24 protein-coding genes are annotated in these 23,151 nt (G+C 63.4%); 13 read left to right on the top strand and 11 right to left on the bottom strand.

Features of this window, described 5'->3' with window-relative positions; translation table 11 throughout:
* Nucleotides 1–267: 267 nt before the first annotated feature.
* Both ldtR and ACH79_RS34980 read right to left on the bottom strand, forming a co-directional pair.
* Nucleotides 268–783: a transcriptional regulator LdtR gene (gene ldtR, locus ACH79_RS34975; RefSeq protein ID WP_028345688.1), complete on the bottom strand. Its 516-nt coding sequence runs from the start codon at nt 781–783 to the stop codon at nt 268–270.
* A 443-nt stretch (nt 784–1,226) separates the two neighbouring features.
* A complete protein-coding gene (locus ACH79_RS34980) occupies nt 1,227–1,646 on the bottom strand; it encodes a DUF6163 family protein (protein WP_246738251.1) in 420 nt (139 codons plus the stop codon).
* Between the two features lie 246 nt (nt 1,647–1,892).
* Between ACH79_RS34980 and hemB the strand changes: the two genes are divergently transcribed.
* From hemB to ACH79_RS35000, 4 genes are all read left to right on the top strand, one after another.
* Nucleotides 1,893–2,954, top strand: coding sequence for a porphobilinogen synthase (gene hemB / locus ACH79_RS34985; RefSeq protein WP_161855006.1), 1,062 nt, complete (start codon nt 1,893–1,895; stop codon nt 2,952–2,954).
* Between the two features lie 158 nt (nt 2,955–3,112).
* Entirely contained in the window at nt 3,113–3,697 is a 585-nt protein-coding gene (locus tag ACH79_RS34990) for an RDD family protein (protein WP_161855007.1), read from the top strand.
* 178 nt (nt 3,698–3,875) lie between these two features.
* Nucleotides 3,876–4,652: an arginyltransferase gene (locus ACH79_RS34995; protein WP_057849385.1), complete on the top strand. Its 777-nt coding sequence runs from the start codon at nt 3,876–3,878 to the stop codon at nt 4,650–4,652.
* A gap of 6 nt (nt 4,653–4,658) precedes the next feature.
* Entirely contained in the window at nt 4,659–5,204 is a 546-nt protein-coding gene (locus ACH79_RS35000; protein ID WP_161855008.1) for a hypothetical protein, read from the top strand.
* Between the two features lie 90 nt (nt 5,205–5,294).
* Here ACH79_RS35000 and ACH79_RS35005 read toward each other — a convergent pair whose 3' ends face one another.
* Nucleotides 5,295–6,689 carry an Nramp family divalent metal transporter gene (locus ACH79_RS35005; RefSeq protein ID WP_202639100.1) on the bottom strand — a complete coding sequence of 465 codons (1,395 nt, stop codon included), beginning with the start codon at nt 6,687–6,689 and terminating at the stop codon, nt 5,295–5,297.
* A gap of 123 nt (nt 6,690–6,812) precedes the next feature.
* Here ACH79_RS35005 and ACH79_RS35010 point away from each other — a divergent pair, with 123 nt between their 5' ends.
* Genes ACH79_RS35010 through ACH79_RS35020 form a run of 3 tightly spaced genes read left to right on the top strand, consistent with a single transcriptional unit; the run spans nt 6,813 to nt 10,366 of the window.
* Entirely contained in the window at nt 6,813–7,940 is a 1,128-nt protein-coding gene (locus ACH79_RS35010) for a PspA/IM30 family protein (protein WP_161855010.1), read from the top strand.
* The gene (locus ACH79_RS35015; protein ID WP_161855011.1) at nt 7,937–8,590 is read left to right on the top strand and encodes an OB-fold-containig protein; all 654 of its coding nucleotides are present in this window, start codon (nt 7,937–7,939) and stop codon (nt 8,588–8,590) included. Before ACH79_RS35010 ends, ACH79_RS35015 begins: the two co-directional genes overlap by 4 nt.
* Nucleotides 8,591–8,593: 3 nt before the next feature.
* Complete coding sequence (locus ACH79_RS35020) at nt 8,594–10,366, top strand: flotillin family protein (protein WP_161855012.1); 1,773 nt, start codon at nt 8,594–8,596, stop codon at nt 10,364–10,366.
* Nucleotides 10,367–10,478: 112 nt separating this feature from the next.
* Here ACH79_RS35020 and ACH79_RS35025 read toward each other — a convergent pair whose 3' ends face one another.
* Complete coding sequence (locus tag ACH79_RS35025) at nt 10,479–11,363, bottom strand: hypothetical protein (protein ID WP_161855013.1); 885 nt, start codon at nt 11,361–11,363, stop codon at nt 10,479–10,481.
* On the opposite strand from ACH79_RS35025, the gene ACH79_RS35030 reads away from it, so the two are divergent.
* A complete protein-coding gene (locus ACH79_RS35030) occupies nt 11,362–12,606 on the top strand; it encodes an MFS transporter (protein ID WP_161855014.1) in 1,245 nt (414 codons plus the stop codon). The genes ACH79_RS35025 and ACH79_RS35030 overlap by 2 nt on opposite strands.
* A 122-nt stretch (nt 12,607–12,728) precedes the next feature.
* Here ACH79_RS35030 and ACH79_RS35035 read toward each other — a convergent pair whose 3' ends face one another.
* The 5 genes from ACH79_RS35035 to ACH79_RS35055 are packed head-to-tail and all read right to left on the bottom strand — an operon-like array spanning nt 12,729 to nt 16,016.
* Nucleotides 12,729–13,988 (bottom strand): adenylate/guanylate cyclase domain-containing protein, encoded by a 1,260-nt coding sequence (locus tag ACH79_RS35035; protein WP_161855015.1) that lies wholly within the window; start codon nt 13,986–13,988, stop codon nt 12,729–12,731.
* Nucleotides 13,989–14,034: 46 nt separating this feature from the next.
* A complete protein-coding gene (gene arsC / locus ACH79_RS35040; RefSeq protein WP_161855016.1) occupies nt 14,035–14,442 on the bottom strand; it encodes an arsenate reductase (glutaredoxin) in 408 nt (135 codons plus the stop codon).
* A gap of 2 nt (nt 14,443–14,444) precedes the next feature.
* Complete coding sequence (locus ACH79_RS35045; RefSeq protein ID WP_161855017.1) at nt 14,445–15,134, bottom strand: MIP/aquaporin family protein; 690 nt, start codon at nt 15,132–15,134, stop codon at nt 14,445–14,447.
* A complete protein-coding gene (locus ACH79_RS35050; protein ID WP_161855018.1) occupies nt 15,134–15,661 on the bottom strand; it encodes an arsenate reductase ArsC in 528 nt (175 codons plus the stop codon). The genes ACH79_RS35045 and ACH79_RS35050 overlap by 1 nt, the downstream gene beginning before the upstream one ends.
* Nucleotides 15,654–16,016 carry a helix-turn-helix transcriptional regulator gene (locus tag ACH79_RS35055; protein ID WP_161855019.1) on the bottom strand — a complete coding sequence of 121 codons (363 nt, stop codon included), beginning with the start codon at nt 16,014–16,016 and terminating at the stop codon, nt 15,654–15,656. Before ACH79_RS35055 ends, ACH79_RS35050 begins: the two co-directional genes overlap by 8 nt.
* Before the next feature lie 107 nt (nt 16,017–16,123).
* On the opposite strand from ACH79_RS35055, the gene ACH79_RS35060 reads away from it, so the two are divergent.
* From ACH79_RS35060 to ACH79_RS35075, 4 genes are read left to right on the top strand one after another with little or no spacing between them, the layout of a single operon-like run.
* Nucleotides 16,124–16,441 (top strand): helix-turn-helix transcriptional regulator, encoded by a 318-nt coding sequence (locus tag ACH79_RS35060; protein ID WP_161855020.1) that lies wholly within the window; start codon nt 16,124–16,126, stop codon nt 16,439–16,441.
* A 56-nt stretch (nt 16,442–16,497) separates the two neighbouring features.
* Nucleotides 16,498–17,862, top strand: a complete 1,365-nt coding sequence (locus ACH79_RS35065; RefSeq protein ID WP_161855021.1) for an NAD(P)-binding domain-containing protein — start codon at nt 16,498–16,500, stop codon at nt 17,860–17,862.
* A gap of 52 nt (nt 17,863–17,914) precedes the next feature.
* Nucleotides 17,915–19,084, top strand: a complete 1,170-nt coding sequence (locus tag ACH79_RS35070; protein ID WP_202639345.1) for an MFS transporter — start codon at nt 17,915–17,917, stop codon at nt 19,082–19,084.
* Nucleotides 19,081–20,238 carry an MFS transporter gene (locus ACH79_RS35075; RefSeq protein WP_161855022.1) on the top strand — a complete coding sequence of 386 codons (1,158 nt, stop codon included), beginning with the start codon at nt 19,081–19,083 and terminating at the stop codon, nt 20,236–20,238. Before ACH79_RS35070 ends, ACH79_RS35075 begins: the two co-directional genes overlap by 4 nt.
* A gap of 25 nt (nt 20,239–20,263) precedes the next feature.
* On the opposite strand, the gene ACH79_RS35080 is transcribed toward ACH79_RS35075, so the two are convergent.
* Entirely contained in the window at nt 20,264–21,142 is an 879-nt protein-coding gene (locus ACH79_RS35080; protein WP_161855023.1) for a DMT family transporter, read from the bottom strand.
* 323 nt (nt 21,143–21,465) lie between these two features.
* Here ACH79_RS35080 and ACH79_RS35085 point away from each other — a divergent pair, with 323 nt between their 5' ends.
* On the top strand, nt 21,466–21,714 hold the full coding sequence (locus ACH79_RS35085; RefSeq protein WP_161855024.1) for a hypothetical protein: 249 nt from the start codon (nt 21,466–21,468) through the stop codon (nt 21,712–21,714).
* Here the strand turns inward: ACH79_RS35085 and ACH79_RS35090 are convergent, their stop codons facing one another.
* Nucleotides 21,715–22,956, bottom strand: coding sequence for an MFS transporter (locus tag ACH79_RS35090; protein ID WP_161855025.1), 1,242 nt, complete (start codon nt 22,954–22,956; stop codon nt 21,715–21,717).
* Nucleotides 22,957–23,151: the final 195 nt, after the last annotated feature.

A 23,151-nucleotide genomic window follows, 5' to 3' on the forward strand; every position in this document is an offset into this window, starting at 1 on the left:
GGGCGGGGGCTCGAAGGCTAGTCAATCCGGATTGTGCAAGAGGCACAATCGGATGGTGCAAAGGAAGTCGGTGAACGCCGGGCGCAATCTAAACATCCGTGCGCAGCGACGCGACTTGAGGTTGTCTGAAAAACAAAACGCACCGGACCCGGAAAACCGGGGCCGATGCGCTTTGAGCAAGGCTTACTGCCTTGCCAGTTCATTGTCCGCCCTTTGGTTTGCCGGTCTTCTATGTGGCCGGCTTGACCGTTAGGCAGAACGAAATTCTCAGAGCCGATACAGGATCTGGTCGGTCCAGAACCGCTCGAGGCGGTGCAGCGACTTGTTCAGCGTCGCGAACTCCTCGTTCGAGATGCCGCCGACCTGCTCCACCGTCTTGACGTGCTTCTGATAGAGCGCGTCGACGATCTTGCGGATCTCCTGGCCCTGCGCGGTCAGGCGGATGCGGACCGAGCGACGATCAACGCGGGAGCGCTGATGATCGAGGAAGCCGAGCTCAACGAGCTTCTTCAGGTTGTAGGAGACATTGGAGCCGAGATAGTAACCGCGCGTGCGCAGCTCGCCCGCGGTCAGCTCCTTGTCGCCGATGTTATAGAGCAGCAGAGCCTGCACCGAATTGATGTCGGCGCGGCCGCGGCGATCGAATTCGTCCTTGATGACGTCGAGCAGCCGGCGATGAAGCCGCTCCACCAAAGTCAACGCTTCCAGATAGAGCGGCTGCACCGGAGTTTGACCGGCAGAGCGTTCAGCGGTTTCCACCGCCGTCGCAACGGCTTTGATCATGACACTTCCCCTGTCGTCGTTTTTCGACTTATTTCGACGAAACTTCTGTCCCGCCTGATAGCTTCAACTTAAGGGGCCCGTTTGAAGATCCGCTTAAATAAGACAATAAAGAGATCATGAATTTAACAGAGTGAATTGTGCATTAAGCCCTATGGATCAAGGCTTTTTGCAACATTTCATTGAGGCTGGAAGCGCCCTGTTCACGCTTCGTCTGCACCCCCTGTCGCATTCGGAAACAGGTGCGTCTGAAATCGAAACGCTCGCGTAAGATGTGTGGTGGAACCCTTTACGCCCCTTAACGGTGACTGAAAGGTTACCGGGAAAATTTTGGAAAATTGTACGGGACCGCGTCGCGATTTTTGCACGCGAATTGATTATGGCGGAAAACTGACACGTTGCTTCTCCCTTCTTCCCGCGTCGAGGGAGCGCATCAGCGCAAACCGCTACGGCGGGCGTTCGCGCGCGGCCATCCATGCGAGCATGAGATAGGCGCCGAGCATCACGGCCTCGAGCGCCACCACTGTCAGGCTGCCGCCATAGATCCCCGGGAACATCAGTTCGATTACCGCCATCGACACCACGGTGGTGAGCCACACCACCGCGCCCCAGGGCGTGGCGAGCCAGAGGCCGACGGCGGCGACGAGTTCGATGACGGCGAAATAGACGGTCGCCGTCTGCCAGGCCATCGACTGGTTCTCGAACGCCTCTTCCTCGCCGCCGATGAAACCTGTGACCTGCGCCCAGTGGTACAGGCCCTTCATGATCGACACGATCGCCATGATGCGCAGGAACAGCACGAGGCGCCGCGTCCACACATTCTCCTCGGACTCGATCCGTTCCGACGACATCGCCCCGACCGACATCGCATTGTCCCGGGCCTTGTCCCGCGCCGAAAGGTCAGACGCCGGCCCACGAGCTGAATTGGAAGCTGCCCCCGGAATCGGGGCTGAATGGTGCTGGAATCTGCTCATGGCCTCATGTCTTGGCCCGCCGGCACGGCAAAATCAATTGCCGATGAGATGGATCAAGGCGCGGTGACGGGCGGCGGGCAAGGTGCTAGAACTGGAACAAATCAAAATTGAGCCGTCGTCTTCAGGAGTACCCATCACATGGCGATCAAATTTGGGCGCCCGATCGAAATGCGCGACGCGCCGCGGCGGCAGACCGCCCTCGCCTCCACCCCGCTCGACCTGATCATCCGCCCCCGCCGCAACCGCAAGGCGGAATGGACGCGGCGGCTGGTGCGCGAGAACGTGCTGACAACAGACGACCTGATCTGGCCGCTGTTCGTGGTCGACGGCACCAACGCGCGCACGCCGGTGGCCTCGATGCCCGGCGTCGATCGCCTCACCGTCGATCAGGCGGTGCGCGATGCCGAGCGCGCGATGAAGCTGAACATCCCCTGCATCGCGCTGTTTCCCTATACCGAGCCGTCCCTCCGAGACGAGACCGGTTCCGAGGCGCTCAATCCGAACAATCTGGTCTGCCAGTCGGTGCGCGCGATCAAGAAGGAATTTCCCGAGATCGGCCTGCTTTGCGACGTCGCGCTGGATCCCTTTACCAGTCACGGCCATGACGGGCTGATCGAGGACGGCAAGATCCTCAACGACGAGACGGTGGCGGTGTTGGTGAAACAGGCGCTGGTGCAGGCCGAGGCCGGTTGCGACGTCATAGCGCCCTCCGACATGATGGACGGCCGCATCGGCGCGATCCGCGAGGCGCTGGACGACAATGGTTTCGTCGATGTGCAGATCATGTCCTACGCGGCGAAATACGCTAGCGCCTTCTACGGCCCGTTCCGCGACGCTATCGGCTCGGCAAAAACGCTGTCTGGCGACAAGCGCACCTACCAGATGGACAGCGCCAATTCCGACGAAGCCTTGCGCGAGGTCGAACTCGATATTGCAGAAGGCGCCGACATGGTGATGGTGAAACCCGGCATGCCCTATCTCGACATCGTGCGGCGGGTGAAGGACACGTTTTCGATGCCGACCTTCGTCTACCAGGTGTCGGGCGAATACGCGATGATATCAGGCGCCGCCAGCAATGGCTGGATCGACGGCGAGCGCGCGATGATGGAAAGCCTGCTCGGCTTCAAGCGCGCCGGCGCCGACGGGATTTTGACGTATTTTGCGCCGAAGGCCGCCGAGCGGTTGAAAAAAGGCGAATAGCGAGTAGCGAATGGGAATGCCTATATTCGCTACTCGCCACGCACTATTCGCCATTCGCCGCTCAATATTGCTCGCTGTTAATGGTCGCAGGCCCTTGGCGCGGGCCCAGCCGGTTCCCATGTCTCTCGTTCGGGAAATATCGGCCTGGAGGACGAACCATGTCTTATAGCGGCTCTGGCAATAGCGGCGGCGCGGATGCCGGCGGCCCATCAAGTGCTGGCGGCGCCTGGCGGAACGACGGCGGGGTGCCGCCGCATGCGTTCGATCCCGATATGCAGCCGGAACTGTTTCGCGGCGTGCTGACGCGGCGGGTGTTTGCGTTTCTGATCGACCTCGTGGTGCTGTCAGTGCCGGTCGTCCTCGGCTACATCTTCATCTTCGTGTTTGGCATCGTTACGCTGGGACTTGGCTGGATGCTGTTCTGGCTGGCGTGGCCGGCTACCATCGTGTGGGCGATTGTCTATTACGGTGCCTCGATCGGCGGGCCGCATTCGGCGACGCTTGGCATGCGCGCAATGGATCTGGAATTGCGTACTTGGTACGGCGCACCGGGCTATTTCGTGCTCGGGGCCTGCCATGCCGTGCTGTACTGGATCTCCGTCTCGTTCCTGACCCCGCTGGTGCTCTTGATCGGTCTGTTCAACGGCCGCCGCCGGCTGCTGCACGACATGATCCTGGGAACCGTGGTCATCAACAGCTCGGTTCGTACCCAGGTAGCGCCTTCGCCCCGCAGCAGCTACTGAGCGACCAGCAAACCGGATTGACCGTCAGCCTTTGGGGCGCAATACTAGAGCCGGTCCGGCCCGCTGAATCGGGTCGGGCCGGCACTTTTCTTGTGTGAGGCGTTTTTTTAACGGGAACTGGTGTCTACTTCGCTCGAAAGCGCTATGGTTGATTGTTTCGGAGGCCTGACGAACCGACGTGACCCAGCACTCGCGTGATACCCCGCAATTCTACCTGACGGCGCCCTCGCCCTGCCCCTATCTGCCGGGCCGGCACGAGCGCAAGGTGTTCACGCATCTGGTCGGCGACAAGGCCGGCGACCTCAACGACCTCTTGACCCATGGCGGCTTCCGCCGCAGCCAGTCGATCGCCTACCGCCCGGCCTGCGACCAGTGCCGGGCCTGCGTTTCCGTGCGCGTGATCGCCAACGAATTCCGTCCCTCGCGCAACTTCAAGAAAGTCCTAGCGCGCAATGCCGACATCGTCGGCGAGCAGCGCAGCGCAGTGCCGACCTCGGAGCAGTATTCGGTATTCCGCGCCTATCTCGACAAGCGGCACCGCCATGGCGGCATGGCCGACATGACCGTGCTCGATTACGCGATGATGGTGGAAGACAGCCATGTCGAAACCCGCATCATCGAGTACCGCAAGCGCGGCGTCGACACCGGCATCACCGGCCGCGGCGAGGAGCTCATTGCGGTGGCGCTCACCGACGTGCTCAGCGACGGGCTGTCGATGGTGTACTCGTTCTTCGAGCCGTCGCAGCAGAGCCGCTCGCTCGGCACCTTCATGATCCTCGACCACATCACCCGCGCCCGCCGGCTCGGGCTGCCTTATGTCTATCTCGGCTACTGGATCGAGGGCTCCAAGAAGATGGACTACAAGGGCCGCTTCCTGCCGCAGCAGCGGCTGGCGCCGTCAGGCTGGCTCCGGGTGGACGCTTCTGGCGAGATGCTGACCGAGCCGCAGGATTAGACAACGATGGTTCGGCATTGCGCGGCGGGCAAAGGCGCACCCGCGCCGTCGGTGTCATTTGTCAGTACTCGGAAGTTCAGATCGCAAGTCCTCCTCGCGTTGCTCTTTTTGGCTTTGCTGACGAGCACCTACGCTTTTGCCTGCGAAACCGGCCATAAGGACTATCATGGTCGCTGTGTCGAGACCAAGAACCCATCCGCCAAGCTTGTGAAATTCCTCAACGGCTATGGTCGGCAGGTCAATGAAATTGGCGAAGTCGCCGATCTCTTCGCTCCGAATGTTCCTTTGTTCGACAAGCCCGAACCCGGTCGCAAAGTCATCCATTTATGGAAACACCCGAATGCGGACATCGAATCCGAAGCCAGGATCGAAAAGATCCTACCCGATTTCTATTACGTGACGGTGAGTGTGTACGAGGGTCCAACCTCGTGCGGCATCGATGAGTTCAGGCTGAAAGGACCGAAGACGACGCTGCGCGGATACGTGCCAAGAAATAATCCTCAGGATGTGCCGTCTCTCTGGAAGTTCCGGCATATGAGCGGGCTGTGTTAGCTTGTAGCCCGGATGGAGCGCAGCGAAATCCGGGGGCCGTACTCAAGATTCCCGGATTGCGCTTCGCTCCATCCGGGCTACGAACTCCAATCATCCGAAGAACGTCTCGACCAAGAGCTTGACGTTCAGCGCCACGATGATGCCGGCGACGATCCACGCGACGGCAGCCACGCCGCGAGGGATGACGAACTCGCCCATCTTGCGCCGGTCGGAAACGAACCGGACCAGCGGGATCACCGCGAACGGCAATTGCATCGACAGGATGACCTGGCTGAACACCAGGAGTTGGCTGGTGCCGCGTTCGCCATAGATCGCGGTGACGATCACGACCGGAACGATGGCAATGCCGCGGGTCAATAGCCGCCGCGCCCAGCTCGGCAGGCGTAGATGTAAAAAGCCTTCCATCACGATCTGGCCGGCCAGCGTTGCCGTCACCGTCGAATTGAGACCGGAGGCGAGCAGTGCCACTGCGAACAGCGTCGAGGCTATGCCGAGGCCGAGCAGCGGCGACAGCAGTTCATAGGCCTGGCCGATCTCGGCGACCTCGGTGCGTCCGCTCGAATAGAAGGTGGCTGCGGCGACGATCAGGATCGCGGCGTTGATAAACAGCGCCAGCATCAGCGCAATCGTCGAGTCCGTCGTCGCCCATTTGATCGCCTCGCGGCGGCCTTCGCTGGTGCGTTCATAGGCGCGGGTCTGCACGATTGCGGAGTGCAGGTAGAGATTATGCGGCATCACGGTGGCGCCGATGATGCCGATCGCGATGTAGAGCATTTCAGGGTTGGTGACGATCGCGGGCGACGGCACGAACCCCTTCAGAACGGCAGCCACCGGCGGCGCCGCAGCCACGATCTGAATCGAAAAGCAGATCGCGATCACGATCAGCAGCGAGATGACAAAGGCTTCGAGGAAGCGAAAACCCTTGTTCATCAGGAGCAGCAGCAGGAAGGCATCGAGCGCGGTGATCAGCGCGCCCCAGATCAAGGGAATGCCGAACAAGAGATTGAGCGCGATCGCGGTGCCGATCACCTCGGCGAGATCGCAGGCGATGATCGCGGCCTCGCAGGCCACCCACAGCATGAAGTTGACGGGCCGCGAGAAGCTGGCGCGGCAGGCCTGCGCCAGATCGCGGTCGGTGACGATGCCAAGCCGCGCGGCCAGCGCCTGCAACAGGATCGCCATCAGGTTCGACAGCAGGATGACCGCAAGCAGCGTGTAGCCGAACTTCGAACCGCCCGCGAGGTCGGTCGCCCAGTTGCCGGGATCCATGTAGCCGACCGAGACCAGATAGCCGGGGCCGAGGAAGGCCAGCAGCCGGCGCGACCAATGCCCGCCAAAGGGCACCGAAATGGTCGAATTGACTTCAGGCAGGCTCCGCTGGGCACCGGCGGCCGCGTCAGCGCGCCATCCGGTGGCGGTCGTATCGGTCATGATCAAACTCTTGGCCGAGGGTTCGGCGCCCAAGCCAGGCGTGCGTGCGTCCATATCAAAGGGATAAACGAGCTTCGATCTTATTGCAAATCATTTGCAACTGCATCTGGCGATCACGAAAATGATACGGACAATCCTCCTTGTAAAGCACCGAAGAAGTGCTTTACGTTATAGCCCATGATCAAGGTTCCAGTCGAAACGCCGACGGCCACCCTGCGATACGCCCTGGCGCCCGACGCGGCCGGCATTGCCGCCATCGAAGCGACCTTTGCCGACTACGATCGGATGATGGCCATACTCGCCGAGGTCGCACCGGTTGGCGCCAACCTCGTCGCGCTCCACGCCCAGGCCTATGAGCGGATCCGAATTGAGACCGGACTGCCCGCCCGCCTCGTGACGCTCGGCCTGCGCGACCGCGCCAACTACGTGGCCGGCGCGGCGGTGCGCAAGATTCCGCTCGACGACAAGCTGTTCGCGATCAAGGGACCGACTTCCGTGACCATCAGCACGGTCCGCGGGCGTGTTTTGGTGCCCTTCCATATCCCTGGCTATCTCGACGGCTGGGAAAGCCCCTTCCCGGCGCATCTCGTCTCGGATGGCCACGTCTACGAAATCCACATCGCCGTCAAATCGAAATCACCACCGGAGGAGAAGACCATGGTTCACGAGGGTATCCTTGCACGTATGGGTAGACTTCTTGCCGCTATCGCCAGCGAGACCATCGACAATGCCGAAAACAGCAACAAGGTCGCGCTGGTCAAACAGGCGATCCGCGAGATCGACGCCGGCGCCGACGAAGCGCGCCATGCGCTCGGTAAGTCGCGCGCCGAGGAGTTCCGCCTCAAGCGCCGGCGGGAAGAACTCGACGCCGAAGTAGCCGGGCTGACCGAGAAGATTCGTCTTGCGGTTGCAGAAAACCGCGAGGATCTCGCGCGCGCCGGCGTTGCTCGGCAAATTGATCTTGAGTCGCAAGGCACCGCGCTCGAACGCGCCATGGATTTCATCGAACTCGAAATCGACGAGCAGACCAAGGCCTTACAGGCGATGCTTGGCGCGCGGCGTGAAGCCGAAACTCGCCTCGCCGATCTCGAAGCGAGCCTCGAAAAACATTCACCGCAGGAAACCGGACGCACGGCTGGTGCGACAAAGACAGTGAGTCCCGATCGGGCCATGGCCGCGATCGCCCGCGTCACGGGTGTGCCGGCTTCCGGCGTGCCAGGTGACAAGGAACTCGACGAACTCGACCGGTTGCACCGCGAAAAGGAAATCGCGGCACGCCTTGAAAGGATCAAGTCGCAGCAATGAGTGCCCTGACCGACATCCTGCTGGCGCCGGACGTGCGGCCCTTTGCCGTGGCCGCGGCGATCATGCTGGCGCTCGGCGGCATCGAACTGCTGGCAACGCTGGTCGGATTTTCGCTGAGCCACATCGGCAAGGACATCGGGGTCGAGACCGACAGTGAAAGCGGCCTCGGCGGCCTGTTCCTCTGGATCAATGCGGGACGTCTGCCGCTGTTGATCCTGATCATCCTCGCGCTCGGCGTGTTCTCGATTGCGGGTTTCTTTCTGCAGGGCCTCGCGCATGGCATCGGAATCTCGATTCCGGCCGCGATCGCGGCCCTTGCCGCTGCAGCCCTCAGCCTTCCCGCCATCCGCGTCACCAGCCGCGGCGTCGCCCGTGTGATTCCGCGCGACGAGACCTATGCGGTCGACGAGGCCGACTTCATCGGGCACGTCGCCGAAGTTTCGGTCGGGCCGCTCGACCAGGGGCTGCCCGGCCGCGTTCGTCTCAAGGATGTCTTCGGCAACTGGCATTCTCTCGTCGCACGCGCCAGTCCCGAATCCACGCCGCTTCCGGTCGGCGCCAGCGTGCTGCTGGTCGACCGTGACGCCAAGAGTTTTATCGCTATCTCCGCACCCGCCGACCTCATTGCACAACGATCAGACAGGGTTTAAAACATGTGGGAACTTGCAGTACCCGTCGCTATTGGCGTCATTGTCGTTCTTGTTATCGGTCTCCTGCTTGCAAAACTCTACCGCCGCTCGACGCGTGACGAAGCCTATGTCCGCACCGGTCTCGGCGGCCAGAAAGTCGTCCTCGACGGCGGCTCCATCGTCCTCCCGGTTTTTCACTCCGTCGCCGCGGTCAATCTGAAGACGCTGCGGCTGGAAGTCGCCCGCGGCGGCCCGGACTCGATGATCACCAAGGACCGCATGCGCGTCGACATCGGTGCCGAGTTCTATCTGCGAGTCAAACCCGATAGCTCCTCGATCGCGCTCGCTGCGCAGACGCTGGGCAGCCGCACCCAAAATGGCGGCGAGCTGCGCGAGCTGATCGAAGCCAAGTTCGTCGACGGCCTGCGTTCGGTGGCCGCCACCATGAATCTCGAAGAGCTGCAGGAGCAGCGCGCCACCTTCGTGAAGTCAGTGCAGGAGGCGGTCGGCGCCGACATCCAGAACAACGGCCTCGAACTCGAGTCGGTGTCGCTGACGCGGCTCGACCAGAGCGACATCAAGCATTTCAATCCGAGCAACTTCTTCGACGCGCACGGTCTGACGACGCTGACCAAGATCACAAGGGAGCGCGAACAGGAGCGCAACCAGATCGTCCGCACCACCGAGGTCAATATCGCGCAGCAGGACCTCGTCGCCCGCCAGACCACGCTGACGATCGAGGCCACCAAGCGCGAAGCGGAACTGGCGCAGCAGCGCGACATCGCCAACAAGACCGCCGCGATGCGCGCGCAGACCGCGCAGGTCGAGCAGACCGCGGTGCAGAACGAGGCCGAGTATCGAATCCAGCAGGAACTTGCTGTCGCCAACAAGCAGACCGAAGCCAACCAGTTGCGCGACACCCGCAAGATCGAGGCCGATCTCGCCGTGAAACGGCGCAACACCGAAATGGAGCGCGACTTGCAGATCGTGGCGCAGGAAAGCGCGATCGCGATTGCCACCAAGAGCAAGGAGCAATCCGAGGCGCAGACGGTTGCCGAAACCGCGCGTGCGCTGGCAATTGCGGCCGAGGAAAAGGTCACCACCGCCAAAGCCGTCGAAATCGCCGAGCGCGACAAGATCATCAACGTGATCGCGGCGCGCAAGGCCGCCGAGACCGAGGCGATGCCGATCACCGTGATGGCGGAGGCCGAGAACCAGGCCGCGAACAACAAGGCGGAGGCCATCACCATGCTGGCCAAGGCCGACGCCGATGCCGCGATCACGCGCGCGGCCGGCGTCAAGTCGCTCGGCCAGGCCGAGGCCGAGGTGGCGGCGCTGAAGGCGGAAGCCCGCAACAAGCTCTCCCAGGCGATCGTCGACTACGATCTCACGCTGGCGCGCATCAACGTGATCCCGAACGCGCTGGCCGAAGCGGTCAAGCCGATCGAGAAGATCTCGGACATCCGGATCTTCGACACCGGCGGCATGCTCGGCCGCGGCGGCGGCAACGGCGCCATGAACGGCCACAGCAACGGTCTCGGCCTCGGCGACGGCCTTGCCGCACAACTGCTGTCGGTCTCGGCGTTCAAGCCGATCATCGACAAGATTCTGGCCGAAGGCGGTTTTGCCGCCGGTCCTGACGCGCTGACCAGCCTGACCAATGCGCTCGCCGCGCAGCAACTGGCCGCTCCTCCGGCCGAACTGCCCGCCGTGCTTGATGAAGATGACGATGAGGTGGCGACGCCGCCCGCGACGATCTCCGGAACAGGCAAGGCGACGCTCGGACCCAAGACGTAATCAAAACGGCGGGCTGATCCGTCGTTTAGATCGAAATCGAAAGAGGGCCCGCCGCCATTCGCCGCGGGCCTTTTTTCGTGCGTCTGCGCATGTCTGAATTTATTATCGGCGCTCAGCGTTCGCCGAGATTGTCCATCGTGAACTTGCGAATCCGCTGCGCAAATGGGGCAACGACACCCGCGAAAGGTTTCCCGCCTTCCCGCAGCGCCAACATCTCCTTGCGTTGCTCCTCGATCAGCTCAAGCACTGCCTTTTTCTGCTCGGCCTTTAGGTCGGTTGCGCTCTCCGTGCGCTGGCGCGCGCCATCGAGAACCGTCTTGATCTCCGCCTCGGGAATCGTCGCAAAGAACCCTTTCATCGTTTCGTCTACTGCGGTTTTCCAGCTCTTCTGATTGAATCCCGCCTTGGTGATCAACTTTTGGCTCGCAGCATCCTTCTCGAACCAGTCGTCGGCTTCGTCATCGTCGTACGCGAAATCGCCAAACTCGGTCTTCAGCTTCTCGATAAGGTCAACGACGGTGCCGGCATCGCGAGAGGTCAATGCCAACGCGACCTTGTCGAATTTGGCCACGCTCAATGCAGCGAGCAAAGCAAAGGCTAATGCGACAGCCGCAGCTGCCCGTGAAGGGAAACCCTGCATTTTCAATCTACTCCTGTTGATTCCAATGAACGATCCCACCCACTTCACGGACGTGCTCACCGAATCAACAGGCAGCTCGCAAGGAAGTCGCGCCATCTGCCACTGCACATCAAATGCGCAGATTGTCAATTCGTCCGCCGCTCGATCCAAATATGCAGACGCGCTTGCGACATCGGACGACACCAGCGCAACGCCCTGCGGTGCTCCACGCGCGGCGATTTCTGTCGCGGGGACCGTGTGCTTCCGGTGCGTGTGGAGGTTTTTGTTTGTAGAGAAGCTTGTCGGGAAACGGGTGGGCTGGATCGTCCCTGGGCCGGACAATGCGCGGGAATGGAATCCATCATGGAACTCTGCCATGTCACCCGACCCGACGCCTCGCCTGCCCGCCACCTTCAACCGTCTGGCCTGGTCGAACCTCGCAGCCCAGTCGGCCGAGCAGATTGCGCTGGCCGCAGCGCCGATCGTCGCCGTGCTCCTGCTCGGCGTTGGCGAAGGCCAGACTGGCCTGCTGCAGACGGCGTTGACGCTGCCCTTCATCCTGTTTGCGATTCCCGCGGGCCTCCTTGCCGACCGCGTCTCGCGGCGCTGGGTGATGGCGGGCTCGGAGGCGCTGCGGGCAGCCGCGCTTGCCGCAATCCTGCTGCTGCTCTGGCTCGGACAAATGACGCTGCCCCTGCTGTCGCTGCTTGGCTTCATCGCGGTATGCGGCACGGTCGCCTACAGCGTCGCCGCGCCCGCGCTGGTGCCGTCGCTGGTCAATTCAGAGCAATTGCCCGCGGCGAACGCGCGGATCGAACTGGCGCGCACGGTGGCGTTTGCGAGCGGCCCCGCGCTCGGCGGTGTGCTGGTCGGATGGGTCGGCGCCGCGCCTGCGTTCGGCGTTGCCGCGGCGCTATCCGTGATCGCAGTCGTGCTGCTGTCAGGCATCTATGAGCCGGCGCGCGCGCCTGCCCCGCGCCGCCATCCGCTGCAGGAGATCAGGGAAGGCGCGGCGTTCGTGCTGCACCATCCGCTGCTGCGGCCGGTGTTCATCACGCAGTTCATCTTCAACACGGCGTCGTTCCTGCTGCTCGCCGTGTTCGTGCCCTATGCCGTTCGCCATCTCGGGCTATCTGCCACCGGCGTCGGCGTGACGCTCGGGATGTATGGCGTCGGCATGGTGGCCGGCGCGCTCTCGGCCACGCGGGTGATGAAGCGCCTCGCCTTCGGCACCGTGATCGGGCTTGGGCCGGTGACCGGCTTCATCGCGGCGGCCGTGATGGCGCTGACCACGGTCGTTCCGGCGGCATGGCTTGCAGGCCTGAGCTTCTTCCTGCTCGGCGCCGGTCCGATCCTCTGGGTGATCTCGACCACGACGCTGCGCCAATCGGTGACACCGCCCTCGCTGCTCGGCCGCGTCTCCGCCATCAACATCATGAGCTACGGCGCCCGCCCGCTCGGCTCGGCGCTCGGCGCCATCGTCGGCGGCCTCTACAGCGCCGAAGCCTGCCTCTATCTGGCAGCCGTCATCTTCGCCGCGCAGGCGCTGGTGATCCTGCTCTCACCCGCGGTCTCGCTGGCGCGGCAGCCGGACATGGTGGGTGAGCCGGCGCGCTGCTAGCCATTAGGGTCGTGTCAAGCTGAAATCGTCATTGCGAGCGCAGCGAAGCAATCCATCGTGCAGCGCAAAGAAAGAATGGATTGCTTCGCTGCGCTCGCAATGACGGTGGCTAAAGCAGGCGCCTAGCTCGCCAGATACCGCTCATACTTCCCCGCCACCACCTCGTCCGCGGCGATATCCGGATCGAGCGTGTACAGATCCTGCGCGCGACCGATGCCGCGTAGCGCGTAGCGGCCGGTGGAGACCAGGTAGTTTCGTCCGGCGGCATCGAGGCCGGCGCGGAAGGCTGACGACATCAGCAATTCGCGGTCGACCGAGCGGCACATCGAAGCGATGCGGCTGACCTCGTTCACCGCCGGCCCCACCACGGTGAAGTCGAGCCGGTCGTCGCTGCCGATATTGCCGTAGAAGACCTCGCCGACATGCAGGCCGACATGCGCCGATGTCACAGGCCTGCCTTCCGCCGTGCGGCGGGCGGTGAGCGCCTTCATGTTGCGGCGGAAGCGGTGCTCGGCGCGCAGCGCCGCGCGCTTGGCCTTCGCCATGTTCTCATGGGTGAACATCGCCAGCACGCCGTCGCCGATCAGTTTAAGCACCTCGCCGCCGGCGTCGTGGATGGCGTCGATCGAGGCCTGCGCGTAATCGTTGAGGAATGGAATGATCTCGCCGGGATCGATGCTCTCGCTGATCGCGGTCGAGCCGCGCAGATCGGAGAACCACAGCACCGTGTTGATCCGCTCGGTGACGCCGCGCGTCATCCGTCCGCGCAGCACCTGCTCGGCCGTATCGCGCCCGAGATAGACGCGCCCCAGCGTCTTGGTGATATCGGCCTGCGCTGCGGATTTGATCGCAAGTCCCAGCACCGGCACGAGGTCCCGCAACGCAGCCAGCCCCTGCGCGCCAAACCCCTCATCGCGCCTTGTCACCCAATAGGAGTAGACGCAATCCATCTGCCCCATGGTGCCGGTCTCGCCGAACCGGTGGACATAGGCCACCACATGCTTGTGGCCTTTCTCGGCAAGATCGCCCATGAATTTGAAATTGGGGGCCACGCCGTTGGCGAGCTCGACCGGTAGTTCCTCATGGCCGTTTTCGAGCATGTAGTAGAAGATCGAACTCCGCCAGGCGGCTGCGGCCTCGCCCTCGTTGGTCGAGCCATATTCGAAGACGTCGCTTTCGTTGGTCTCGGCGTCGTTCCAGCGAAAGCCGCGGCCTTCGAAAATCGGGTGCAGCGTATCGATGAAGACCATCCCGCGCGACACGGGGAGGCCTTCGGCACAGCAGCGCTCGCAGAAACCGCGGATCAAATCGTTTTCGGGCAGGCCTGTAAGGCCCTGGCTGACCAGCCAGTTCATCAAGCGCAGACGGGGCGTGAGTTCCATACGCCATTATGCCGCGCAATCGTGACGAGTGAAAGCCTCACGCCCTTCAACGTTTCGCGCGCGTCACCGCCTCGCCGTCTTCCTTGACGAAGGACTGTACGGGGTTATCGAGCAGATCGAGCACCAGCTCCGACGGCCGACACAGCCGGACGCCTTTCGGCGTCACCACGAGCGGCCGGTTGATCAGGATCGGATGCGCGAGCATGAAGTCGATCAGTTCGTCGTCGCTCCACTTCGGATCGGCAAGGCCGAGCTCGACATAGGGCGTGCCCTTTTCGCGCAGCAGCTCGCGCGGCGAGATGCCCAATGCCCCGATCAATTCGACCAGCCGCGCGCGGCTCGGCGGTGTCTTCAGATACTCGATCACCTCAGGCTCTTCGCCGCTTTGCCGGATCATCGCCAGCGTGTTGCGCGAGGTGCCGCAGGCGGGATTGTGATAGATCGTGACGGTCATGGTCAGGCCTCCTTCGTCGCTGCCGCCTCGCCTGCCCCGCGCAGCAGCCAGGTCATGAAGATCAAGGCAACCACCGCGCCGCAAAGCTCCGCCGCGATAAAGCCGGGCAGATCGGCGGGGCGAATGCCGGAAAACGTATTCGTCATCGACCGTGCGATTGCAACGGCGGGATTGGCAAAGGATGTCGAGGCGGTGAACCAGTAGGCTGCGGTGATGTAGAGGCCCACCAGCCACGGCACGGCGACGCGGTTGAACCGGATGCCGCCCAGGATGGTGGCGATCAGGCCGAAGGCGGCGATACCTTCCGCAAACCACTGCGCGCCACCGGTTCGCATTTTCAGGGAGGCATCGATCAAAGGCAAGGCGAACATTGCATGCGCAATGATCGTCCCCGCAATCCCGCCCGCGACCTGAGCGGCGACATAGGCCAGCGCCTCGCGCGGCGCGAGTTCACGCTTCAATGCAAAGACCAGCGACACCGCCGGATTGAAATGCGCGCCCGACACCGGTCCGAGAATGGTGATGAGTACAACCAGGATCGCACCGGTCGGCAGCGTGTTGCCGAGCAGCGCCAGCGCGACGTCCTTGGTCAAGGTCTCCGCCATGATGCCGGAGCCGACCACGGTCGCAACGAGCAGCGCGGTGCCGAGCGCTTCGGCCGCGAGGCGGCGCGGCAAATCAAAATCGGACATTAACTGGCCTTCTCCTGGCCTGAGGTCGAGCCGTCGGTGCGGCCAATGTCGCGCAGCTTGGTCCCGAGCGACAGGCGATCGATGCTTTCCAGCGGCAGGCTGGCGAAGGCGGCAATTCGATTCTTTAGATAGCGGAAGGCCTCAACAAACGCCGCTTCCTTTTCGATGTCGGTACCTTCGACGGCGGCCGGGTCTTCGATCCCCCAATGCGCCGTCATCGGCTGGCCCGGCCATATCGGGCAGGATTCGCCGGCAGCGTTGTCGCAAACCGTGAAAACGAAATCCATCACGGGTGCATCGCTGCGCGCGAACTCATCCCAGCTCTTCGAGCGCAATCCGTCCGTGGGGTAGTCGAGACGGTTCAAAACTTTGATCGCAAATGGATTGACCGTACCCTTGGGCTGACTGCCGGCGGAAAAGGCGCGGAAGTTGCGGTGGCCTTCCTTGCGCAGGATCGCTTCCGCCAGAATCGAACGTGCGGTGTTTCCGGTACACAGGAAGAGAACGTTGTAGAGGCGTTCAGACATGGGCTTTCCTCCTTGTCTTCGGCGGACAACAAGGCGTGAGGTCTTCGATCAGCGGTCCGCAGATTTCCGGGCGGCCGTCGCAACAATCCCGCAGCATGAACAGGACTACGGCCTGAAAGGCCTTGAGATCAGCACGATAGACAATCGAACGGCTGAAACGACGCGCCGTCACCAGCCCCGCACGGGACAGGATGGCCAGATGCGACGACATGGTGTTTTGCGGCACGGCAAGTGCCTTGGCGATGTCGCCGGCTGCGAGCCCGTCCGGTTCGTGCTTCGTCAATAGCCGAAACACGTCGAGACGGGTCGATTGAGCAAGCGCCGCCAGCGCGAGAATGGCTTTTTCCGATTCCATATATCCAGACTTATCGATATATCGCTTCCTGTCAATCCTTGGCCTTTATTTCGATAATTCCAGAAATACCGTAGACGAACCTGGGTTCATGTGAGAAGATTGCCCTCATGAAAATCGATGATGCCGCCGCCCATCTAGAAGCATTGGGTAACCCGACCCGGCTGAAAATCTACCGCGCGCTGATCCGCGCCGGCGGCGCCGGGCTTGCCGTCGGCCGGCTGCAGGAGAAGCTGAAAATCGCGCCCTCCACTCTCTCCCATCACATCAAGGCATTGGTGGTGGTGGGGCTGGTAACCCAGGTGCGCGATGCCACCACGCTGATCTGCCACGCCAACTATGAAGTGATGCGGGAGCTGGTCGGTTTTCTCGTTGCCGAATGCTGCACCGAAAGCGCTGAGACCAAGGACACCAGGACCGCGGCTTGAATGCCGCGTTTTTCTCGACCGCTATTTCGATATTTCTAGTTTTATGGGAGGAAAGCATGAGCGAAGCCAAGACCGTCGCCATCATCGGAGCCGGGCCGGTCGGCCTCGCCGCGGCGGCCCATGTGCTGGAGCGCGGGCTGGAGCCGATCGTGCTGGAGGCCGGCGACAGCGTCGGCCACGCCATGCGGCAATGGGGCCACGTCCAACTATTCTCGCCCTGGGAATACAATGTCGACAAGGCGGCGGCGCGCCTGCTCGCGACCACGGGCTGGAATTCTCCCGAGCCGGACCAGTATCCGACCGGCGCGGAGATGGTGGAACATTATCTCGAACCGCTCGCCGGCAATACCGCGCTGAAATCCCGCATTCACACGTCGAGCCGCGTCACCGGCATCAGCCGTGTCGGCTTCGACAAGATGAAGACCAACGGCCGCGACAAGGCGCCGTTCGAAATCCGCTATCAGAACGGGCAAGGCCCGAGAGTCGTGAAGGCTGACGCGGTGATCGACGTATCAGGCACCTGGCATGCGCCGAACCCGGCAGGCGCCAACGGTCTCCCCGCCATTGGCGAGAAAGAGGTCACCGACAGGATCGCTTACGGCATGCCCGATGTGCTCGGCAAAGACCGCGCACGCTATGCCGGCAAGACCGTTGCGGTGCTGGGCGCTGGCCATTCCGCGATCGGCACGCTGACCGATCTGGCGAAACTCGCTGAGCAGGCGCCGGGCACCCGGCCGATCTGGCTGCTGCGCGGCAGCGATCCCGCCAAGGCGTTCGGCGGCGGCGCGAATGACAAGCTGGTGGCCCGTGGCGAGTTGGGCGCGGCTTTTGCCGCCTTGGTGAGCGCTGGCCGGATTGAGCTGCAAAGCGAATTTCGCGTTTCGCATCTCATCGCAGATGGCCCCCGCCTCGTCATCGGCGCTCTATCGGGCTGCAGCGCCCGTCGCGTCATGGCCGATGAATTGATCGTCGCAACCGGCTTCCGGCCGGACCTCGATTTTGCGCGCGAGCTGCGCATCCGGCTCGATCCGGCGATCGAATGCCCGGTCGCGCTGGCGCCGCTGATCGATCCCAACATCCACAGTTGCGGCACTGTGCGCCCTCACGGCGCCCGCGAATTGGCGCAGGACGAGCCGGGATTCTACTTCGCCGGCATGAAGTCTTACGGCCGCGCGCCGACCTTCCTGATGCTCACGGGCTACGAGCAGGTGCGCTCGATCGCGGCCGACATCGCTGGAGACCGCAAAGCCGCCGAGCGGGTCGAACTGGTGCTGCCCGAGACCGGGGTTTGCAGCCGTTCACTCGCGCCAGATGCCAGCAATTGCTGCGGCGGCCCTGCATTATCGGATGTTGACGCCTGTTGCGTCGCGGATGAAAAAGCAAAGCAACAAGGCAAGACGGGATGTGGTTGCGCGTCCTGATCAACAGGGAGTGAGCGGAATCTCGCTGGAAGGCCGATCCGTCATTGTCGCGATGTGCGTGGGGCAGCTCGGCAGCCTGCTTCCGCACGTCGTCGTACCCTCGATTCTGGCCGCATTCCTGATTCCGGAATGGCACTTAAGCGGCGCCCAGGCCGGCCTGCTGGCGGGCTCCGGCGCGGCGGGCTACATGCTCACAGTCCCCGTGCTGGCGACGCTCACCGATCGCATCGATGCGCGCAAGATCCTGATCGCGGGCTCGGCGGTCAGCGCGCTCGGCACGTTGCTGTTCGGTGCCTTTGCCACCGGCCTGTGGTCGGGCGCCCTCTTCAACGCCATCGCCGGCATCGGCTTTGCGGGCGCCTATATGCCCGGGCTCAAGGCGCTGACGGATCGTCTCGCACCCGGCGACTCATCGCGTGCGATCACGCTCTACACGTCGAGTTTCTCGTTCGGCGTCGGCCTGTCGTTCCTGGTTTCACAGCTTGTGGCGGACGCCTGGGGCTGGCGGACCGCGTTCTTCGTCACCGCCGCCGGACCGCTGGTGATGCTTATGGTCTGCTTCCTGTTGCGGCCAGTCGAACCAAAGCCGGCGTCGGGGCGGCTTCTGGATTTCGCTCCGGTGTTCCAGAACCGGAAAGCCATGGGTTTTGTGCTCGGCTACGGCGCGCATTGCTTTGAACTCTACGGCATAAGAACCTGGATCGTGGCGTTCTGGACCTTTGTCGTTGCCCGGAATTCCGACGCTTCGATCCTGACGCCCGTCGTCGTCAGCGTGGTGTTCTCCCTGCTTGCCATGCCCGCAAGCATACTCGGCAACGAATTCGCGCTCCGGTTCGGCCGTCACCGCGCAATCACAGCCGTCATGCTTGCCTCCGCCGCCGTGGCACTTCTGATCGGCTTCTTCGCCGACAAGTCGCCCTGGTTGCTGCTGCCTTTGATCCTCGTTTATGCCGTCACGGTACCTGCCGATTCCGGCGCGTTGACGTCGGGCATGTCGATGGCGGCGGACCCGAGCCATCGCGGAGCGACCATGGCGATGCATTCCACGATCGGCTTCAGCCTCTCCGCGCTTGGTGCGTGGGCGCTGGGCGTCGCATTGGATGCCACCGGCGGTCCGCAGAGCGGATCGGCCTGGATGGCTGCCTTCTCGGTGCTGGCCGCCGGCGCCCTGCTCGGCCCGCTGGCGCTAATCTGGTCGAGACGAGAGACGCGACAACCGTGAACCAGCTTCCCATCATTTTGGCCCTCGGCACGACGCAGACGCTGGCCTGGGCGTCGAGCTACTACCTGCCCGCGATCCTCGCCGATCCCATCGCGCGCGATCTCGGCGTTTCCTCAAGCTGGGTGTTTGGCGCGTTCTCGGCATCGTTGGTGCTCTCCGCCCTGCTGGCCCCACGGATCGGACGTCAGATTGACCTCGTTGGCGGCAGACCTGTGCTGTCGATGTCGAATCTGATGCTGGCGGCAGGTCTCGCGCTGCTCGGCATGAGCACATCGGTCCCGCTCATGATCGTCGCCTGGCTCCTGCTCGGCATCGGCATGACCGCGGGCCTGTACGACGCCGCCTTTGCTGCGCTTGGGCGGATCTATGGCGATTCGGCCCGCCGCTCGATCACCGGCATCACGCTGCTGGCCGGCTTTGCCTCGACGGTCGGATGGCCGCTATCGGCGTGGGGCCTGGAAACCATCGGCTGGCGCAACACCTGCTTTGCCTGGGCGGCGACCCATATCCTGATCGGCCTGCCGATCAATTTGCTGATGCTGCCGGCGGTGAAGGGCGCGAAAGCCGCGGTGGCGGCAGCCGTCAAGCCGCATATCCCGATCGACCGCACCATGATCGTGCTCGCCTTCGTCTTTGCCGCGGCATGGACCGTCACCGGCGCGATGGCGGCGCACCTGCCGCGCATCATGGAAGCGGCCGGCGCGACCACTGCGCAGGCAGTATTTGCCGGTGCGCTGATCGGCCCCGCGCAGGTCGCCGCGCGGATCTTCGAGGCGGGCTTTCTCAGCCGCTACCATCCGCTGGTCTCGACCAAGCTCGCCTGCATCACGAATCCGATCGGCGCCGCGATCCTCTGGCTGGCAGGCGGCGGCGCGGCCAGCGTGTTCGCGGTCTTTTACGGCTCGGGCAACGGCATTCTGACCATTGCGCGCGGCACGCTGCCGCTCGCAATCTTCGGCCCCGAGAACTACGGTTATCGCCTCGGCATCATCGGTGCGCCGGCGCGGATGGCACAGGCGGCAGCGCCGCTGTTGTTCGGGCTTTTGATCGAGGCGATGGGCGCGCGGGTTCTGATCGTCTCCTCCGCACTCAGCATCGCGGCGCTGCTGGCGCTGTTCCTGCTGCGGAAGGGACCACCGCGGCCGCACCCGTAAACGGAATGGCGTGATGTTCGCCAGCCTACGGCGTTTTGACCTCGGACGTCGCAATCCATATGCCCGCAAACACGGCGACCAGCCCAACAATCAGGTTGGGCGTGATCGGCTCGCCGACGAGCTGGGTGGCGAGCAGGCCGGCTGCGATCGGATTGACGGTCATGGTGTTGGCAACGCGCGTCGGCGAGGCCCGCTCCAGCGCCAATACCCACAGGATGAACGCCAGCGCGCCGCCGGCGACGCCAAGATAGATGCCCGCGATCCATTGCGGCGTGCCGAACGCGTTCAAGGCCGCGACACTGCCGGTGAACAAGCCGACCAGGATCAGCGCCGCGGCGCCCGTCCCCATGCCGACGGTGAGGAAGCCCAGCGCGCTGGAGCGGCGGATGAACGGGCGAGACCACACATTGTAGAACGCCATGCACAGCACCGCGCCCGTCATGATCAGTTCGCCGCGCCACGCCCCCGCCGGAGCCGCCGCAAGCCCGGAGGCGAGCGCTGCGACAACACCGAGCACCGCGACGCAGACGCCGATCGTTTTCCGCTTCGTCAGCGGCTCGATGCCGAGCAGCGCCCCCACCATCATGGTCTGCAGCGGCAGCGTCGCCAGCGCCAGCGAAGCGCGCGCCGCGGTCGTAAACGTCATCGCGATGTTGTAGAAAACGAAGAACACGCCGAAGAAGCAAAAGCCAAGCGCAGCGACGGCAGGCCAGTCTGCGCGCTGCGGCCATCTCACCCTAAGCAGCAACGCTGCGGGCAGCACGCAGAGAAAGCCGATGCCCCAGCGCAGAATGGCGAGCGTGATCGGATCGGCATTGCCGGCGAGATAACGCGTGATCGCGGCCGCACTGCCACCGAGGCAACTAGAGACCAATGCGATGGCAACCCCGACCCCTTCGCCCACTGCCGCCTCCATCGCGTTGTGCGTTCTTGATCGCAGGATGCGCCTCACAAGAAGTCAACGCAAATGGCGGCAAGTGTCAGCAGAACGGGCGACCACCTACACCTTACGCGTGTATCGCTCGCAGGCCGGGTATCTGCCAGTTCGGAGCTGCGTCACATCAGCTAATTACGCGTCAATCCATTCCTAAATTTCAATCAATTGCATCGAACCCGCATAGCACGCCGCTAACAAGTTTTTGTCATGAGGATGAGCTAACTGGAATCCAGTCTTCCAGTAGTTTCGGAGCTCCGGTATGTCGAAGCTTCAAGGCTGTGGAATTGACAATGCAAGAAGCGATCCGCCTACGTGAACTGGAAGCCGAGTGCCGGCAGCGCGCGCTGAGCGAACCTGACAGGAAATGGTACTGGCTCGCGCAGGCCGCCAAGTACCAGGTACAGGCCAGCCAGAAGATCGCCTTCCACGCCGAGGAGGCCAACACCACCGACTCTCCAGAAGTCAAGTTGGCGCAATGGTCGCACGGCCGTGACGAGCGCCGGCTGGCGGGCCCCTACGCCGTGAAGGGCGAACGATAGCTAACGCCCCTGCTCTTCCGGCGGCCTGATGTGTCGGAACGAGAACAGCAGCGCCAGGTCGTAGGCGATCTTGAGCGTGCCGCAGACCACCAAAGGCAACCCCGTAAACGATGTCATCAGCAGCGCGCCCGCGATTGCCGGGCTGATCGCCGATGCGAGGCTGCGCGGCACGGCGGTGACGCTGGCGGCCGCGGGCCGCTCGGCCGGCGTCACCACCGCCATGACGTAGGAGGTGCGGGTCGGGACGTCCATCTGCGACAGCGCCGAGCGCAGCAGCAACAACCCGAGCGCCACGTAGAGGTTCGGTGCAAACGCCGCCAGGATCAGGAAGACGCTGGAGGGAATATGCGTAAACACCATGGTGTTGACGAGGCCGATACGTTTCGCGATCCAGGCCGCGACCGGATAGGAAAAGGCGCTCAGCGTGCCCGACCAGAAGAAAAACAACCCGGCCGCCGATAGTGACAGGTCGAAACGTTCGAACAGCCAGAGCACCAGCAGGGATTGCGCGACGAAGCCGCCGGCGAAGGCATCGATGCTGAACAGCGCCGCGAGCTTGTAGACGGTGCCGCGCGAGGGGCCGAGCGGTGCTTGCTGTGCCTTCTCCTCGCCGCGCTGGTGCGGCACATAGCGATAGAGCGCCGCGCAGGCGATGCCGAGCACGGCATAGGCATAGAACATCTGGCGGAATGCGGCGAGTTGGGTGGCGCCCCCGGCGACGAGGAAATCGGGCAGCGAGGCCGCGAGCGAACCCGCCGCGGTGCAGAGCGCGCCGATCAGGCTGTAGCGCGCGAACACCTGCGTGCGGCGCTCGTCGGTCGCGCTATGCGCCAGCACCGCATGCTCCAGCGGCACCAGCACGCCGAGATCGCCACCGGAAGCGTTGATGGTGCCGATGAAGGCGACGAGCGCGATCAGCACAAAATGCTCGACGGCGGGAAAGGCGATACCGGTCGCCGCCATCAGGCCGGCGCCTGCGATCAACAGCGGCCGCAGATCGTGGCGCGGCGCGATCCAGCCCGTGATCAGCGTCAGCAGCGCCGTGCCGAGCAGCGATGCGGTCGCGACGATGCCGACCGCGACGGCGTCGTAGCCGAGCGCGCTCATGTAGGCCGGCAGAATGATGATGGCAAAACCGTCACCGAAACCGCGCAGGCCACGCGCGAGGTAGAGCAGCCTGATCAGCGCGTTGGCAGTGGAGGGGTTGGGTTCAGTCGCGATACCGGTCACGCTTGCGTCCATGCGCCATCCCCCACAAAAGCGAGAGTGCGCAGAGCTTGGACGGCGGACCGTCTGACGGGGAGCCTGCTTTGTCCCCGGTGGCCCGAAGCTAGGACCGAAACCGGTGGGGCGCAAGCGCCCTCTCGCAGGATGGGTGGAGCGCAGCGATACCCATCAAAAATCGTGGTGGCGCAGGATGATGGGCATCGCTTCGCT

The organism is Bradyrhizobium sp. CCBAU 051011 (assembly GCF_009930815.1).
In the GTDB taxonomy this organism is placed as follows: Bacteria; Pseudomonadota; Alphaproteobacteria; order Rhizobiales; family Xanthobacteraceae; genus Bradyrhizobium.